This is a genomic window from Pseudomonas sp. GW531-T4 (assembly GCF_017349615.1).
Taxonomy (GTDB): Bacteria; Pseudomonadota; Gammaproteobacteria; order Pseudomonadales; family Pseudomonadaceae; genus Aquipseudomonas; species Aquipseudomonas chlororaphis_I.
This window is the reverse complement of the sequence record NZ_JACMZT010000010.1, coordinates 133,967-146,125: the sequence shown is the minus strand read 5'-3', so window position 1 is coordinate 146,125 and position 12,159 is coordinate 133,967. Positions and strand designations below refer to the sequence as shown.

General features: G+C 65.0%; 16 protein-coding genes. 11 read left to right on the top strand and 5 right to left on the bottom strand.

Features of this window, described 5'->3' with window-relative positions; all coding sequences use genetic code 11:
* Positions 1 to 20: 20 nt before the first annotated feature.
* Together J4D28_RS10950 and J4D28_RS10945 are read right to left on the bottom strand one after the other, a co-directional pair.
* Positions 21 to 626 (bottom strand): pyridoxamine 5'-phosphate oxidase family protein, encoded by a 606-nt coding sequence (locus J4D28_RS10950; RefSeq protein ID WP_016703878.1) that lies wholly within the window; start codon positions 624 to 626, stop codon positions 21 to 23.
* Positions 627 to 646: 20 nt separating this feature from the next.
* Complete coding sequence (locus tag J4D28_RS10945; protein ID WP_023966728.1) at positions 647 to 1,132, bottom strand: N-acetyltransferase; 486 nt, start codon at positions 1,130 to 1,132, stop codon at positions 647 to 649.
* A 197-nt stretch (positions 1,133 to 1,329) separates the two neighbouring features.
* Between J4D28_RS10945 and J4D28_RS10940 the strand changes: the two genes are divergently transcribed.
* The 4 genes from J4D28_RS10940 (at position 1,330) to J4D28_RS10925 (ending at position 3,970) form a co-directional block, all read left to right on the top strand.
* A complete protein-coding gene (locus J4D28_RS10940) occupies positions 1,330 to 1,764 on the top strand; it encodes a nuclear transport factor 2 family protein (protein ID WP_103330936.1) in 435 nt (144 codons plus the stop codon).
* A gap of 67 nt (positions 1,765 to 1,831) precedes the next feature.
* Entirely contained in the window at positions 1,832 to 2,176 is a 345-nt protein-coding gene (locus J4D28_RS10935) for a YciI family protein (RefSeq protein ID WP_007925146.1), read from the top strand.
* Between the two features lie 52 nt (positions 2,177 to 2,228).
* Entirely contained in the window at positions 2,229 to 2,720 is a 492-nt protein-coding gene (locus J4D28_RS10930; RefSeq protein WP_009050364.1) for an SRPBCC family protein, read from the top strand.
* Positions 2,720 to 3,970, top strand: a complete 1,251-nt coding sequence (locus tag J4D28_RS10925) for an RNA polymerase sigma factor (RefSeq protein ID WP_103330935.1) — start codon at positions 2,720 to 2,722, stop codon at positions 3,968 to 3,970. Before J4D28_RS10930 ends, J4D28_RS10925 begins: the two co-directional genes overlap by 1 nt.
* A gap of 104 nt (positions 3,971 to 4,074) precedes the next feature.
* On the opposite strand, the gene J4D28_RS10920 is transcribed toward J4D28_RS10925, so the two are convergent.
* Positions 4,075 to 4,929: a LysR family transcriptional regulator gene (locus J4D28_RS10920; RefSeq protein WP_081360064.1), complete on the bottom strand. Its 855-nt coding sequence runs from the start codon at positions 4,927 to 4,929 to the stop codon at positions 4,075 to 4,077.
* 90 nt (positions 4,930 to 5,019) lie between these two features.
* On the opposite strand from J4D28_RS10920, the gene J4D28_RS10915 reads away from it, so the two are divergent.
* Positions 5,020 to 5,463, top strand: coding sequence for a multidrug/biocide efflux PACE transporter (locus J4D28_RS10915; RefSeq protein WP_038634379.1), 444 nt, complete (start codon positions 5,020 to 5,022; stop codon positions 5,461 to 5,463).
* Positions 5,464 to 5,475: 12 nt separating this feature from the next.
* On the opposite strand, the gene J4D28_RS10910 is transcribed toward J4D28_RS10915, so the two are convergent.
* On the bottom strand, positions 5,476 to 6,123 hold the full coding sequence (locus J4D28_RS10910; protein WP_028683195.1) for a TetR/AcrR family transcriptional regulator: 648 nt from the start codon (positions 6,121 to 6,123) through the stop codon (positions 5,476 to 5,478).
* Positions 6,124 to 6,267: 144 nt separating this feature from the next.
* Here J4D28_RS10910 and J4D28_RS10905 point away from each other — a divergent pair, with 144 nt between their 5' ends.
* From J4D28_RS10905 to J4D28_RS10890, 4 genes are read left to right on the top strand one after another with little or no spacing between them, the layout of a single operon-like run.
* Positions 6,268 to 6,876, top strand: a complete 609-nt coding sequence (locus tag J4D28_RS10905; protein ID WP_009050359.1) for a paraquat-inducible protein A — start codon at positions 6,268 to 6,270, stop codon at positions 6,874 to 6,876.
* Positions 6,876 to 7,490: a paraquat-inducible protein A gene (locus tag J4D28_RS10900; RefSeq protein ID WP_103330934.1), complete on the top strand. Its 615-nt coding sequence runs from the start codon at positions 6,876 to 6,878 to the stop codon at positions 7,488 to 7,490. Before J4D28_RS10905 ends, J4D28_RS10900 begins: the two co-directional genes overlap by 1 nt.
* The gene (locus J4D28_RS10895; RefSeq protein ID WP_039968145.1) at positions 7,483 to 9,171 is read left to right on the top strand and encodes an intermembrane transport protein PqiB; all 1,689 of its coding nucleotides are present in this window, start codon (positions 7,483 to 7,485) and stop codon (positions 9,169 to 9,171) included. Before J4D28_RS10900 ends, J4D28_RS10895 begins: the two co-directional genes overlap by 8 nt.
* Entirely contained in the window at positions 9,168 to 9,773 is a 606-nt protein-coding gene (locus J4D28_RS10890) for a membrane integrity-associated transporter subunit PqiC (protein ID WP_016703883.1), read from the top strand. The genes J4D28_RS10895 and J4D28_RS10890 overlap by 4 nt, the downstream gene beginning before the upstream one ends.
* Positions 9,774 to 9,882: 109 nt before the next feature.
* Here J4D28_RS10890 and J4D28_RS10885 read toward each other — a convergent pair whose 3' ends face one another.
* The gene (locus J4D28_RS10885) at positions 9,883 to 10,800 is read right to left on the bottom strand and encodes a LysR family transcriptional regulator (RefSeq protein ID WP_103330933.1); all 918 of its coding nucleotides are present in this window, start codon (positions 10,798 to 10,800) and stop codon (positions 9,883 to 9,885) included.
* A gap of 246 nt (positions 10,801 to 11,046) precedes the next feature.
* Between J4D28_RS10885 and J4D28_RS10880 the strand changes: the two genes are divergently transcribed.
* Together J4D28_RS10880 and J4D28_RS10875 are read left to right on the top strand one after the other, a co-directional pair.
* Positions 11,047 to 11,805 carry a 5-oxoprolinase subunit PxpA gene (locus tag J4D28_RS10880; protein WP_101283226.1) on the top strand — a complete coding sequence of 253 codons (759 nt, stop codon included), beginning with the start codon at positions 11,047 to 11,049 and terminating at the stop codon, positions 11,803 to 11,805.
* Between the two features lie 101 nt (positions 11,806 to 11,906).
* Positions 11,907 to 12,152, top strand: a complete 246-nt coding sequence (locus tag J4D28_RS10875; RefSeq protein WP_016703886.1) for an acetyl-CoA carboxylase — start codon at positions 11,907 to 11,909, stop codon at positions 12,150 to 12,152.
* Positions 12,153 to 12,159: the final 7 nt, after the last annotated feature.

The following is a 12,159-nucleotide window of genomic DNA, read 5'->3' as shown; positions in this document are numbered from 1 at the left end:
TTCGCTCCTACAAGAACCCCTCAATACAGGCTGTTGCGCACCCGCTCCGGCATTTCCCGGTCGTAGCGGTCGGCGTCGAACTGGCCGTCGCAGAGGCGCTTGAGGATGGCGCCGGCCGAGGGCAGGGCCGAGCGTTCCAGGTAGTGCTCGGGGTTCCACAGGTCGGAACGCACGATGGCCTTGGAACAATGGAAGTAGGCCGCCTCGACGTCCACCAGGATCACCGTGCGCGCCGGCTTGCCATTCACTGCGAAGCTGTCCAGCAGTGCCGGCTCGGCCGAGATCCGCGCCCGGCCGTTGACCCGCAGGGTCTCGCCGATGCCCGGGATGATGAACAGCAGCGCCACCCGCGGGTCGCTGACGATATTGCGCAGGCTGTCGATGCGGTTGTTGCCCGGGCGGTCGGGCAGGGCCAGGGTGCGTTCGTCGATGATCCGCACGAAGCCTGGTACATCGCCGCGGGGCGAGCCGTCCATGCCGTCGGGGCCGCTGGTGCTCAGGATCACCAGCGGCGAGGCGCGCACCATGGCCTGGTAGTCCGGGTTGAGGAAGGGGATTTCCTTGCGCACGGCCCGTTCGAGGGGTTGGCCGTAGATCGCTTCCAGTTGCTCGAGGGTGGTCAGCATCATGCTTCTCCTGGGTAACGTCAGAAAATCAGGGCCAGGCGGCGTTCGTAGCCGATGCGGCCCCGGTAGGCCTCGCCGCTGTCGACCCAGCCTTGCTTCAGGTAGAGGTTGAAGGCCGCTGCGTTGTCCGCGTCCACCGACAGCATCAGCCCCTTGATCTCCGGCCAGGCCTGGCGCGCGGCGGCGGGCAGGGCTTGCAGGCAGGCGCGGCCATAGCCCTGGCCCTGGACCCGGTGATCGACCTGCAAGGCATGCAGGGTGGCGGTGTCGGGGTCGGCCCAATGGGGCAGGAACGGCGGGCGCTTGAGCAGCAGGAACGCCACCGGGACTTCGTCGGCCAGCAGGGCGAAGCCCTTGATCCCGGGCTCCGGCGCCTTGAGCAGGGTATGCAGCGCGGTATAGATATCGCCGGAATAATTCTTCTGCTGCGGGTGCACTTCGAGCGCGTCGAGCTGCTGCAATTGCGTGGCGTCGAGCTGTTCGTAGGGCACAAGTCGGGTGGTCACTGGGCTATCCATATCCGGGCACTGAGGGTGGGCTGCGGGAGTGGCGATTCTAGCGATTTTGCCCGGGGTCCCGGTTTTTTTTCCTGGCCCTGTCGATTTGCCCGGCGGCCAGACGACTAAGGGTGTCTTCACGATTTAACGGTCGCCCTGCGGCGGCCACCCTGAGCCCGTGTCACTCAATCGCAAGGAGAACTGCCATGAACGCCCAAACCACCGAAAGCGAAATCCGCAGCCTGATCGACGCCTGGCGCCAGGCCGTGATGGCCAAGGACATCGACCGCATCGTCAGCTACTACGCCGACGACATCACTTCGTTCGACGCCGTGACCGCGTTGCAATTCAAGGGCAAGGAAGCCTACCGCGCGCACTGGAAGGCCTGCATGGAAGTCTGCCCCGGCCCTGGCATCTTCGACTTCGAGCAACTGCACATAGTCGGCGCCAACGACATCGCTTTCGCCCACTGGCTGGCCCACTGTGGCGGCACCGACGACAAGGGCGAGACCAAGGCCTGCTGGATGCGCGTGACCGCGGGTTACCAGCGTATTGGTGGGCAGTGGAAAGTGGTCCACGAACACTGGTCGGCACCCTTCGACATGATGAGCGGCACCGCATTGTTCGACCTGCAACCCTGATCGTCGGGTTTTTCGCCAAAGCCTGAAACTGCAGCCATAGTTGATCAGCTCGATCGAGGAGAGCCCCATGAAATACCTATGCCTGGTCTACAGCGACGAACAGCTGTTGCACAGCCTGCCGGAGAGCCCGAAGGACGCCGAGTGCATGGCCTACGCCGAGTCGGTGCAGGGCAGCGGCCGGATGCTCGCCGCCGAGGCCCTGGAGTCGGTGCAGACCGCGACCACGGTGCGCATGCGCGGCGGCCGGCTGTCGATCACCGACGGCCCGTTCGCCGAAACCAAGGAACAGTTGGCCGGGTTCTACCTGATCGATGCCAAGGACCTCAACGAAGCCATCCAGGTCGCCGGCAACATCCCGGCGGCCCGGGTCGGCAGCGTCGAGGTGCGCCCGGTGCGCGAGTTGAATCCCTGATCGCCACCTTGGAAAACGAGCTCTGAAAACAATCATAAGCAGGAGTTTCGCAATGACCGACCGCAGCCTGGGCCCTGCGCCCGCCCAATATGAGTTGTCCATCAGTCGCCTGATCGATGCGCCGCCCGGCAAGCTGTTCCGCGCCTGGACCGAACCGCAGTTGCTGGTGCAATGGTGGGGCCCCCACGGCATGACCACCCCCGAGTGTGAAATGGACCTGTGGGTCGGCGGCCAGTTTCGCACCCTGATGCGCGCCCCGGATGGCAACGAATACCCGACCATGGGCGTGTTCCTGGAGATAGATGCGCCGCGGCGGCTGGTGTTCACCGACGCCTTCCTGCCGGGCTGGATTCCTTCGGGCAAGGCCTTCATGAGCGCCGAGGTGACCTTCGACGACCTGGATGGCAAGACCCTCTACACCGCCCGCGCCATGCACTGGAGCGAAGAGGACCGGCAGGCCCATGAAGCCATGGGTTTCCACGAGGGCTGGGGGCAGAGCCTGGATCGCCTGGAAAGCCTGGTGACCCGAGGCATGCCGGACTGATGCCGGCGGCCGCGCAAGACAGCGTCAAGGCGCTGGTGGAGCGGGTCTACCGCAACGAGTCGCGGCGGATCCTGGCGACCCTGATCCGCCTGCTGGGGGATTTCGACCTCGCCGAAGAAGCCTTGCACGAGGCGTTTTTCGTCGCGGTCGAGCGCTGGCAGCGCGACGGCGTGCCGGACAATCCGCGGGCCTGGCTGGTGTCGGCCGGGCGTTTCAAGGCCATCGACGGTTTGCGCCGGCGGGCGCGGTTCGCCGCGTCCCAGGCGACGCTGGTCAGCCAGCTCGAAGAGCTGGAGCAGGCTGACTGGAGCGAGGAGGACCTGGAAGACGACCGCTTGCGCCTGATCTTCACCTGCTGCCACCCGGCGCTGGCGGCGGACGCCCAGGTGCCGCTGACGTTGCGGGAAATCTGCGACCTGACCACCGAGGAAATCGCCCGCGCCTTTCTCTCGACGCCGGCCACCATCGCCCAGCGCATCGTGCGCGCCAAGGCCAAGATCCGCGATGCGCACATCCCTTATCAGGTGCCGTCCCTGGGCGAGCTGCCCGAGCGCCTGGACAGCGTGTTGCGGGTGATTTACCTGGTGTTCAACGAAGGCTATTCGGCATCGATGGGCGCCGAGCTGACCCGCGAGGACCTGACCCATGAGGCGATCCGCCTCGGGCGCCTGTTGCTGGAGCTGCTGCCGGAACCGGAAGTGATGGGTTTGCTGGCCTTGATGCTGCTGCATGAGTCGCGGCGCCGGGCGCGAACCTCGGCCACCGGGGAGCTGGTGCTGCTGGACGAACAGGACCGCTCGCTGTGGGACCGCGAACTGATCGCCGAGGGCTGTGCCCTGGTGGAGCACGCCCTGGGCACCCGGCGTTTCGGCCCGTACTGCCTGCAAGCGGCAATCGCCGCGGTGCATGCCGAGGCGGCGACGGCCGGGGAAACCGACTGGCAGCAGATCATTGGCCTGTATGACGTGTTGTTGCGTGCCATGCCCTCGCCAGTGATCGAATTGAACCGCGCGGCCGCCATCGCCCAGCGGGACGGGCCGCTGGCCGGCCTGGAGCGGGTCGAGGCGATCCTGGCCCGGGGCGAGTTGCAGGATTACCACCTGGCCCATTCGGCGCGGGCTGAGTTCTGCCGGCAATTGGGCCGCATCGAACCGGCGCGGGAAGCCTATCTGCGGGCCCTGGAACTGACTCGCCAGGAGCCGGAGCGGCGCTTTATCGAGAACAGGCTCGAAGCACTGAAAACCCTCTGAGTTGAATCCTGGCGAACCCTGTAGCCGCTGCCGCAGGCTGCGATAAGGCCGAAGGCCTTCGGCGATTTCGAATACGCCGCAGCCGTTCCAGCCGATCGTCGCGACTATTCCAGCATCCGCCCCAGCAACCAGCTGCCCGCCGGGCCAGGCGGGTGCAGGCGCGACCACAGGGCATCGACCGCCACGTTACGCGGCCAGCCGCGGGCATCGAGCTCCACCAGGCTGCCGGCGCCGAAACGTTCCACCAGCCAACGCGGCAGGGGCGCCCAGCCAAAACCGCCCTGGGCCATTTCCAACAGCATCAGGTAGCTCGGCGCCGACCATACCCGGCCCTTGGCCCGGCTGTCGTAGGGATTGACGATGGTCGCCAGGCGCAGTTCGCGGTGCTGTTGCAGCCGGGCCTGGTCGATATGTTGCAGGGCCGCCAAAGGGTGATTGCGCGATACGAACAGGGCGATTTCCGTGCGCTCGTCCACCGTCGCATGGTCGAGGTCCGCCGGGTAGTCGGGCTGCATTTCGGCGAAGGCGATCTGCGCCCGGCCGCGCTGGACCAGCTCGATCAGGTCGTCGCATTCGGCGATCAGGCATTCCAGCTCCAGGTCCGGGTAGCGCTGCTCGAAGGCGCTCAGCGAGGTTTCGAAACGATCCGACTGATAGGTGTCGGACAGGGCCACCGTGAGCTTGGCTTCCACGCCTTGGGCCAGTTGGCTGGCGGCCATTTCCAGGCGGCTGGTGGCGGCCAGGATGTCCTCGGCCCGTTGCAGCATGACGTGGCCTTGCGGGGTGAGGGTGGGCTTGCGGCTGCTGCGGTCGAACAGTTGCAGGTCGAGGTCGATCTCCAGGCTCGCCACCGCCGCGCTGATGGTCGACTGGCTCTTGCCGAGCTTGCGCGCGGCGGCGGAAAACGAGCCTTGGGTGGCCGCCTGGACAAAGGCCAGCAGTACTTCGTGTGAGGCCATGAACTATCGCCTTGATCGATGGTTACTGATTATGAAGTATCGGGAGGGGAGGTGATCATGGCAACCACATTCACTGGCGGGAGCCGGATCATGAGCAGCACCAAATCCTTGACCGAACGCGTTTTCCAGGCTGTGGGCTTCGAGTTGCTGGCGTTCGCGCTGTGTACGCCGCTGCTGGCCTGGATCATGGACAAGCCCTTTGTCGACATGGGCGTGGCGACCATCGCCATCGGCCTGATCGCCCTGGCCTGGAACGTGGTCTTCAATGGCCTGTTCGACCGCCTGCTCAAGCGCCTGGCCCTGGCGCCCAGCGGCTGGACCCGGGTCGCCCACGCGCTGCTGTTCGAGGGCGGCCTGGTGGCGGTGAGCGTGCCGCTGATTGCCTGGTGGCTGCAGGTCAGCCTGATGCAGGCGCTGATTCTCGACCTCGGCGTGCTGCTGTTCTTCCTGCCGTACACCTATGTCTATCACTGGGGTTACGACCTGGTGCGGGAGCGGTTGATGCTGCGTCGCCCGCTCGATCGCGCCAGTTGAAAACAGCAGGGGTCAGCGGGCGGCGTGGTGCCGTTCGATGGCCTCGAGGTAGGCCTTCATCGCCCTGGGCACTTCCTGCAGCAGCAGAATGCTCTTGAGCTGACTATTCTCCAGAGCAACCTGGAACAGGCCGATGGGCAATCCGCGCATGGCCGTCACGTAGGCGTCGCGTTCCGTGGCGCTGGCGGTGGGCAGGCGCAGGGCGAGCATGCGGTCGTAGGTTTCCTGGATCCGTGCATGAACGTCCGGGGCCTGGAGCTGGCCTGGGGCGAAGGTGGGGCTGATCATCTGCAGCAGGTCGGGGTGGGTCTCGAGGTATTCCATGATCGGCATGATCATCCGATCGATCACCTCCTGGCTGCTCAACTCGACCCAGGTGGCCGGGTCGATGGCCAGGAGGTTGGCGGTGATCTGGTCGATGGCGTCGATATGGCGCTGGCCCAGGGCGTCGAGCACGCTCTGCTTGTCGCTGAAGAAGTGGTACAGCGAACCGATGGAGGTGCCGGCTTCGCGCGCGATGCCATGCATGGTCAGGCTGGCCACTCCCTGGCTGACCAGCAGGTGGGCGCAGGCGTCGAGAATCGCCGTGACCCGTTCATGGCCACGAGTCTGTTTCGGCGAGCGCGGGTTTTTGGCCGGGAGCATTTTTGAATCGTTCATGGTCTGAGAGGCGGCAAGGAGCATACATTATGGCGCACCAGAGCGTTTGCAGTCCTCAGGTAAAACTAGACACCATCCTCTACTTTTGCAGAGAATACGCGCCATGGATCAGCGCCCTCCGCTGTCCCACCTGACTCGAAGACCATGACACTCTCTCCCAACTGGATCATCTGCGAGCATTGCGATTCGCTGTACGAATCCGTGCCGCTTGCAAAAGGCCAGACCTCCCAGTGCTCGCGCTGCGGGGCGGTGCTGGAGCGCGCCCAACATCTGAACGTGCAGCAGTTGCTGGCCCTGTCGATCACCGCAGCGCTGCTGTTCGTGTTTGCCAACGCCTTCCCGGTGATCGGCATCAGCCTCGAAGGCCTGAGCAACGAAGCCACCCTCTGGCAGTCGGTCGAAGCCCTGGCCCAGGGCCGCATCAGCCTGATCGCCGCCGTCACCGGCCTGGCCATCATCCTTGCGCCCGGCCTGCAGATCGCCTTGCTCTGCTGGGTGCTGGGGTTCGCCAACATCGGGCGCGCGGCGCCGGGCTTCAAGGCCTGCATGCGTGCCCTGGAGCACCTGCGGCCGTGGAGCATGCTGGAGGTGTGCCTGCTGGGCATCCTGGTGGCCATCGTCAAGCTGGCCGGCATGCTCGACGTGCACCCGGGCCTGGGGTTGTGGTCGCTGGCGATGCTGACGGTGCTGATCATCCTGATTTCCGGCAAGGGCATCCGCCGCCTCTGGACCGACCTGGAGGGCCGTTACTGATGAGCCAGCCTCCCTACGCCCGCAACCTGGGCCTGATGCTGTGCCACACCTGCGGCCAGACCTGCCCGCAGGACGTTCACTACTGCCCGCGCTGCGAGGCGGTGGTGCATGCGCGCAAACCCAACAGCCTGAGCCGCACCTGGGCCTTCCTGGTGGCCAGCCTGATTTTCTACATCCCGGCCAATGTGCTGCCGGTGATGTATACCCAGATCTTCGGCAGCGGCAGCGAAAACACTATTCTCAGTGGCGTGCTGGAGTTCTGGCAGCACGGCTCCTGGGACATTGCCCTGCTGATCTTCATCGCCAGCGTGGTGGTGCCGTGCATCAAGTTCTTCGTCCTGGGGATGCTGCTGATCACCTGTCAGCGCCGCAGCCATTGGGCGATGCGCGAGCGCGCCAAGCTGTACCGTTTTATCGAGGTGATCGGCTACTGGTCGATGCTCGATGTGCTGGTGGTCGCCCTGGTGGCGGCGCTGGTGCAATTCCACGCCCTGAGCTCGATCGAGCCACGCATGGGCATCCTGTTCTTTGGTTTGGTCGTGGTCCTGACGATGTTCGCGGCCATGAGTTTCGATCCCCGGCTCATCTGGGATGTAGAGGTTGAAGATGTCTGATCATCCAGGTTCCAACGCTTCAAGCGCGCCAGCGAGGCCGGGCACCCCCGCGGTCAGGACGCGCCGGTTCAATGTTTCGCTGGTGTGGATCGTGCCCATAGTCGCGGCCCTGGTCGGCCTGTCGATGCTGGTGCACAAGTCGCTGTCGGCCGGGCCCGAGATCTCCATCAGCTTCCAGACCGCCGAAGGCCTGGAAGCCAACAAGACCCAGGTCAAATACAAGAACGTGGTGATCGGCAAGGTCACCTCCATCGCCCTGAGCAAGAACCGCAGCAAGGTGATCGCCAAGGTCGAGCTGGACCAGTCGGCGGAGTCCTTCACCGCCGCCGACTCGATGTTCTGGGTGGTGCGCCCGCGCATTGGCGCCGGCGGTGTGTCCGGGGTCGACACCCTGCTGTCGGGGGCCTTTATCGGCGCCGACGCCGGCCGGGAAGAGAAGCGCAAGAAAAGCTTCGTCGGCCTGGAAACGCCACCACCGGTGACTTACGGGCAAAAGGGCAAGCGCTTTACCCTGCGCACCGATGACCTGGGTTCGCTGGACGTCGGTTCGCCGGTCTATTACCGGCGCATCGAAGTGGGCCAGGTGATTTCCTACAAACTGTCGGAAAACGGCAAGGGCGTGGACGTGCGGATCTTCGTCAACGCGCCCAACGACCAGTTCGTCACCACCGACTCACGCTTCTGGAACGCCAGCGGCGTGGACGTGACCCTGGGCGCCAACGGCCTGAAGGTCAACACCGAATCCATCTCGTCGATCCTCGCCGGCGGCATTGCCTTCGTCGAACCCAAGTACAGCCCCAACGCCAAGCCGGCCGAGGAAAACGCCAGCTACCAGCTGTTCGCCGACCCGGACACCGCACTGGCGCCGCCCGATGGCGACCCGTATTACATGCGCATGCGTTTCGACCAGACCCTGCGCGGGCTGGCGCTCAATGCGCCGGTGGAGTTCCTCGGGGTGAACATCGGCCGGGTGGTGTCGATGGACCTGGATTACGACGAGCAGAAAAAGAGTTTCTCGACCCTGGTCGGCGTGGTGATCTACCCGGCGCGGCTGGGCAAGGTCCATCAGCAACTGGAGAAGCTCAGCGGTGCCGACGAAAGCCGCGCCGGCTACCTGATCAGTACCTTCGTCCAGCATGGCCTGCGGGCCCAGGCGCGCAGCGGCAACCTGCTGACCGGGCAACTGCTCATTTCCATGGACTTCATCCCCAACGCCAAGCCGGTGGCTTTCGATCCGACCGCGCGGCCGTTGGAAATCCCTACCGTACCGGGCGGGCTCGACAAGCTGCAGGAGCAGTTGCAGCGAGTGGTGGAGAAGATCAGCAAATTGCCGATCGATGCCATCGCCAACAACCTCAATGGCAGCCTGACCGAGATGCAGAAGACCCTGGAGAACGTCAACGGCAAGGTGCTGCCAGAAATGCGCAACACCCTGGAACAGACCAAGAAAACCCTGACCACGGCCAACGACAGCTTCGCCGAGGACTCGCCGCAGCGCCTGCAACTGGGCCAGGCGATGGACGAAGTGCAGCGCACCGCCCGTTCGGTACGGGTGCTTACCGATTTCCTCAGCCGTCATCCCGAAGCACTGATCCGTGGGCGGCTCAAGGACAACCAGCCGGACGCCTACAAATCCTCGACCTCGTCTTCTCGTGAGCCTGAATCGGAAGTCCAGCCATGAAAAAAACTCTCGCGTTGCTGATCGCGTCCCTGGGCCTGGCGGCCTGCAGCTCGGCGCCGACCCACTACTACACCCTGATGCCGCCGGCGCCCGAGCCGGCGCCTGCTGGCGTCGCGGCGCCGGCCCTGCAGTTCGAGATGGCCGGGGTGCGCATTCCGATGCAGGTCGACCAGCCGCAAGTCGTGGTACGCCAGGACGGCGGCACCCTGGCGATTCTGGAAACCGCGCGCTGGAGCGCGCCGCTGGTGGACGAGTTCCATGACGCCTTGGCCAGCCAGATGGAGCAGCAACTGGGCACGCGCAACCTGGAAGGCCTGCCCAAGTCGGCGGGGCAGCCGATCCTGTCGCTGCAGACCGATGTGCGCCGCTTCGAATCGGTGCCGGGGCGTTATGCGCTGATCGACGTGGTGTGGAACCTGCGCCTGCGCGGTGACGGCGTCGAGCGCCGCAGCCTGACCTGCAGCAGCCGCATCAGCCAGCCGGCCAGCGTCGAGCTGTCGAGCCTGGTCCAGGCCCATCAGCGGGCCATCGGCGAACTGGCCAAACGCATTGCCGGCACCGCCAAACGCTGGGCGCAGAACCCGGCCACGCGCTGTTCCTGACACCCATCCCCTGTAGGAGCGAGCGGGCTCGCGATGCACGTAACGCGGTCGATCGAATGTACCGCGTACCTCATCGCGATCCCGCTCGCTCCTGGCGTTTTGGCGCGGCTTAACGCCGTGCCGACAGCTGCTGCGGCGCAAGGAAGGCGTCGTGGAAGTAGTCGCGAAACGCCTGCATCGCCGGGGTGAACGCCCGTTCGTGATGCCAGGCCAGGCCGACGCTCATGGGTGTCACCGGGTCGCTCACGCTCAGGGTTTCGATGCGTTTGCCTTCCAGCGACCAGGGGCGGTGCACCAGGTCCGAGAGGATCGCCACGCCGCTGCCGTTGGCCACCATGCTGCGCACCGCCTCCACCGAACTGGTGCGCACCCGCACCCGGGGTTTCTGCCGGGCGTTTTCCCAATAGCGCATGGCGCTCTGTTCGGCTTCGTCGACGGTCAGCAGGATGTAGGGTTCCTGCGCCACGTCGGCGAGGCTGACGGTGGCGCGCTCGCACAGTGGGTGATGGCTGGGCAGCCACAGGCGGCGTTCGGAGTTGAACAGGGTTTCGGAGACGATGTCCGGGTGGGTGAGGTTGGCGGTCAGCACCACGGCCATGTCGAAGCGGCCTTCCAGCAGGCCCTGTTCGATGGCCTGGCGTTCCTGTTCGTGGACCTCGATGGTCACGTCCGGATGCCAGTGTTCCAGGCGTTGCAGGTGGTGCGGCAGGAAGTAGCCGATCACCGTGTAGCTGGCCGCCAGGTGCAGCACGCCGCTGGCGCGGTAGTCTGGCAGCGGGCTGTTCAGCGCATCGTCGACACTGCGCAGGATCACATAGGCGCGGTTGAGAAAATGCCGTCCGGCGTCGGTCAGGTTCATGCCCTGGGCCGAACGCAGGAACAGCTGCACGCCGAGCATGGCTTCCAGTTCCTTGATTGCCGTGGTCACCGCCGACTGGGAGATGTTCAGGTGGATCGCCGCCTGGGAAATCTGCCCAATCTCGGCGGTGGCGACGAAGTAGCGGACCTGGCGCAGGGTGAGGGACATCACGAATTCCTCAAGGCTTCTGTAGGAGCGAGGCTTGCCCGCGATGAGATCATGACAAACGCCACCGGACCAGACTCCTGAACCGGTGGTGGGATCACTGACGCCATCGCGGGCAAGCCTCGCTCCTACATGAGTGTCGGTATCTGTTTTTCAGAAGATGCCGTATCTGATAATAGATCTTCCCAAGGGGTCAAGGGCGGCCGTAATTTCCACTGCACGAAGTCACGAGCAGTTGGAGCAACAGCGATGCAGGCAGTGGATTTCAATTCGGACATGGGCGAGAGCTTTGGCCCCTGGACCATCGGCGATGGCGTCGACAACGAGCTGATGGGCTTCATCAGCTCGGCCAATATCGCCACCGGCTTTCATGCCGGCGACCCCGGCACCATGCGGCGTACCGTCGAGCAGGCCAAGCGTCTGGGTGTGGCCATCGGTGCCCATCCGGGGTTCCGCGACCTGGTGGGGTTCGGCCGCCGGCACATCAATGCCCCGGCCCAGGAACTGGTGGACGACATGCTCTATCAGCTCGGCGCCCTGCGCGAACTGGCGCGGGTCCAGGGCGTGGCGCTGCAACACATCAAGCCCCATGGCGCGCTCTACATGCACCTGGCGCGGGATGAAGAAGCCGCCCGCTTGTTGGTTGAATACCTGCAAGTCCTGGAACCCGGGCTGCTGCTGTATTGCATGCCCGGTTCGGTGATCTGGCGGGTCGCCAGGGAGCTGGGCCAGCCAGTGATCCGCGAGTTCTACGCCGACCGCGAATACGACCTCAGCGGCTCCATCGTCTTCACCCGCAACGTGCGCGCCCTCGATCCGGCCACAGTCGCCGCCCGTGTGGTGCGCGCTTGCCAGCAAGGCCTGGTGCGCACCGTGGAGGGCGAGGACCTGGAGATCGAGTTCGACTCCATCTGCCTACACAGCGACACCCCTGGCGCCCTGTGCCTGGTGGAGGCCACCCGCGCCGCCCTGGACCAGGCCGGGATCGAGGTGCGTGCGCCGCGTTGAGTCCATCCGCGATCCTCATCCATAACACCAGGCGCGAAGACGCCGGGGTTCGCCGAAGATTTTTTGCCTGCCTTTCTACAACTATTCCAAGAGGAACAGACATGGCCGAACATTCCGTTATCACCCCCTTGCCGGGCACCTTCTATCGCAAGGCCACGCCCGAGTCGGCGCCCTTCGTCGAGGTTGGCGAGCGCGTCGACGCCGACACCGTGATTGGCCTGATCGAAGTCATGAAGCAGTTTTCCGAACTGACCGCCGGGACGGCTGGTCGCCTCACGGCCTTCGCGGTACAGGACGGCGATCCGGTGGAACCGGGTCAGGTCGTTGCCACGCTTGATGACCAGTGAGGGCAGG

Bases quoted from the DNA above. Each gene is read 5' to 3' on its own strand.
- J4D28_RS10950 (WP_016703878.1), bottom strand. From the start codon at position 626: ATGCTGACCACCCTCGAGCAACTGGAAGCGATCTACGGCCAACCCCTC.
- J4D28_RS10940 (WP_103330936.1), top strand. From the start codon at position 1,330: ATGAACGCCCAAACCACCGAAAGCGAAATCCGCAGCCTGATCGACGCC.
- J4D28_RS10935 (WP_007925146.1), top strand. From the start codon at position 1,832: ATGAAATACCTATGCCTGGTCTACAGCGACGAACAGCTGTTGCACAGC.
- J4D28_RS10930 (WP_009050364.1), top strand. From the start codon at position 2,229: ATGACCGACCGCAGCCTGGGCCCTGCGCCCGCCCAATATGAGTTGTCC.
- J4D28_RS10925 (WP_103330935.1), top strand. From the start codon at position 2,720: ATGCCGGCGGCCGCGCAAGACAGCGTCAAGGCGCTGGTGGAGCGGGTC.
- J4D28_RS10920 (WP_081360064.1), bottom strand. From the start codon at position 4,929: ATGGCCTCACACGAAGTACTGCTGGCCTTTGTCCAGGCGGCCACCCAA.
- J4D28_RS10915 (WP_038634379.1), top strand. From the start codon at position 5,020: ATGAGCAGCACCAAATCCTTGACCGAACGCGTTTTCCAGGCTGTGGGC.
- J4D28_RS10910 (WP_028683195.1), bottom strand. From the start codon at position 6,123: ATGAACGATTCAAAAATGCTCCCGGCCAAAAACCCGCGCTCGCCGAAA.
- J4D28_RS10905 (WP_009050359.1), top strand. From the start codon at position 6,268: ATGACACTCTCTCCCAACTGGATCATCTGCGAGCATTGCGATTCGCTG.
- J4D28_RS10900 (WP_103330934.1), top strand. From the start codon at position 6,876: ATGAGCCAGCCTCCCTACGCCCGCAACCTGGGCCTGATGCTGTGCCAC.
- J4D28_RS10895 (WP_039968145.1), top strand. From the start codon at position 7,483: ATGTCTGATCATCCAGGTTCCAACGCTTCAAGCGCGCCAGCGAGGCCG.
- J4D28_RS10890 (WP_016703883.1), top strand. From the start codon at position 9,168: ATGAAAAAAACTCTCGCGTTGCTGATCGCGTCCCTGGGCCTGGCGGCC.
- J4D28_RS10885 (WP_103330933.1), bottom strand. From the start codon at position 10,800: ATGTCCCTCACCCTGCGCCAGGTCCGCTACTTCGTCGCCACCGCCGAG.
- J4D28_RS10880 (WP_101283226.1), top strand. From the start codon at position 11,047: ATGCAGGCAGTGGATTTCAATTCGGACATGGGCGAGAGCTTTGGCCCC.
- J4D28_RS10875 (WP_016703886.1), top strand. From the start codon at position 11,907: ATGGCCGAACATTCCGTTATCACCCCCTTGCCGGGCACCTTCTATCGC.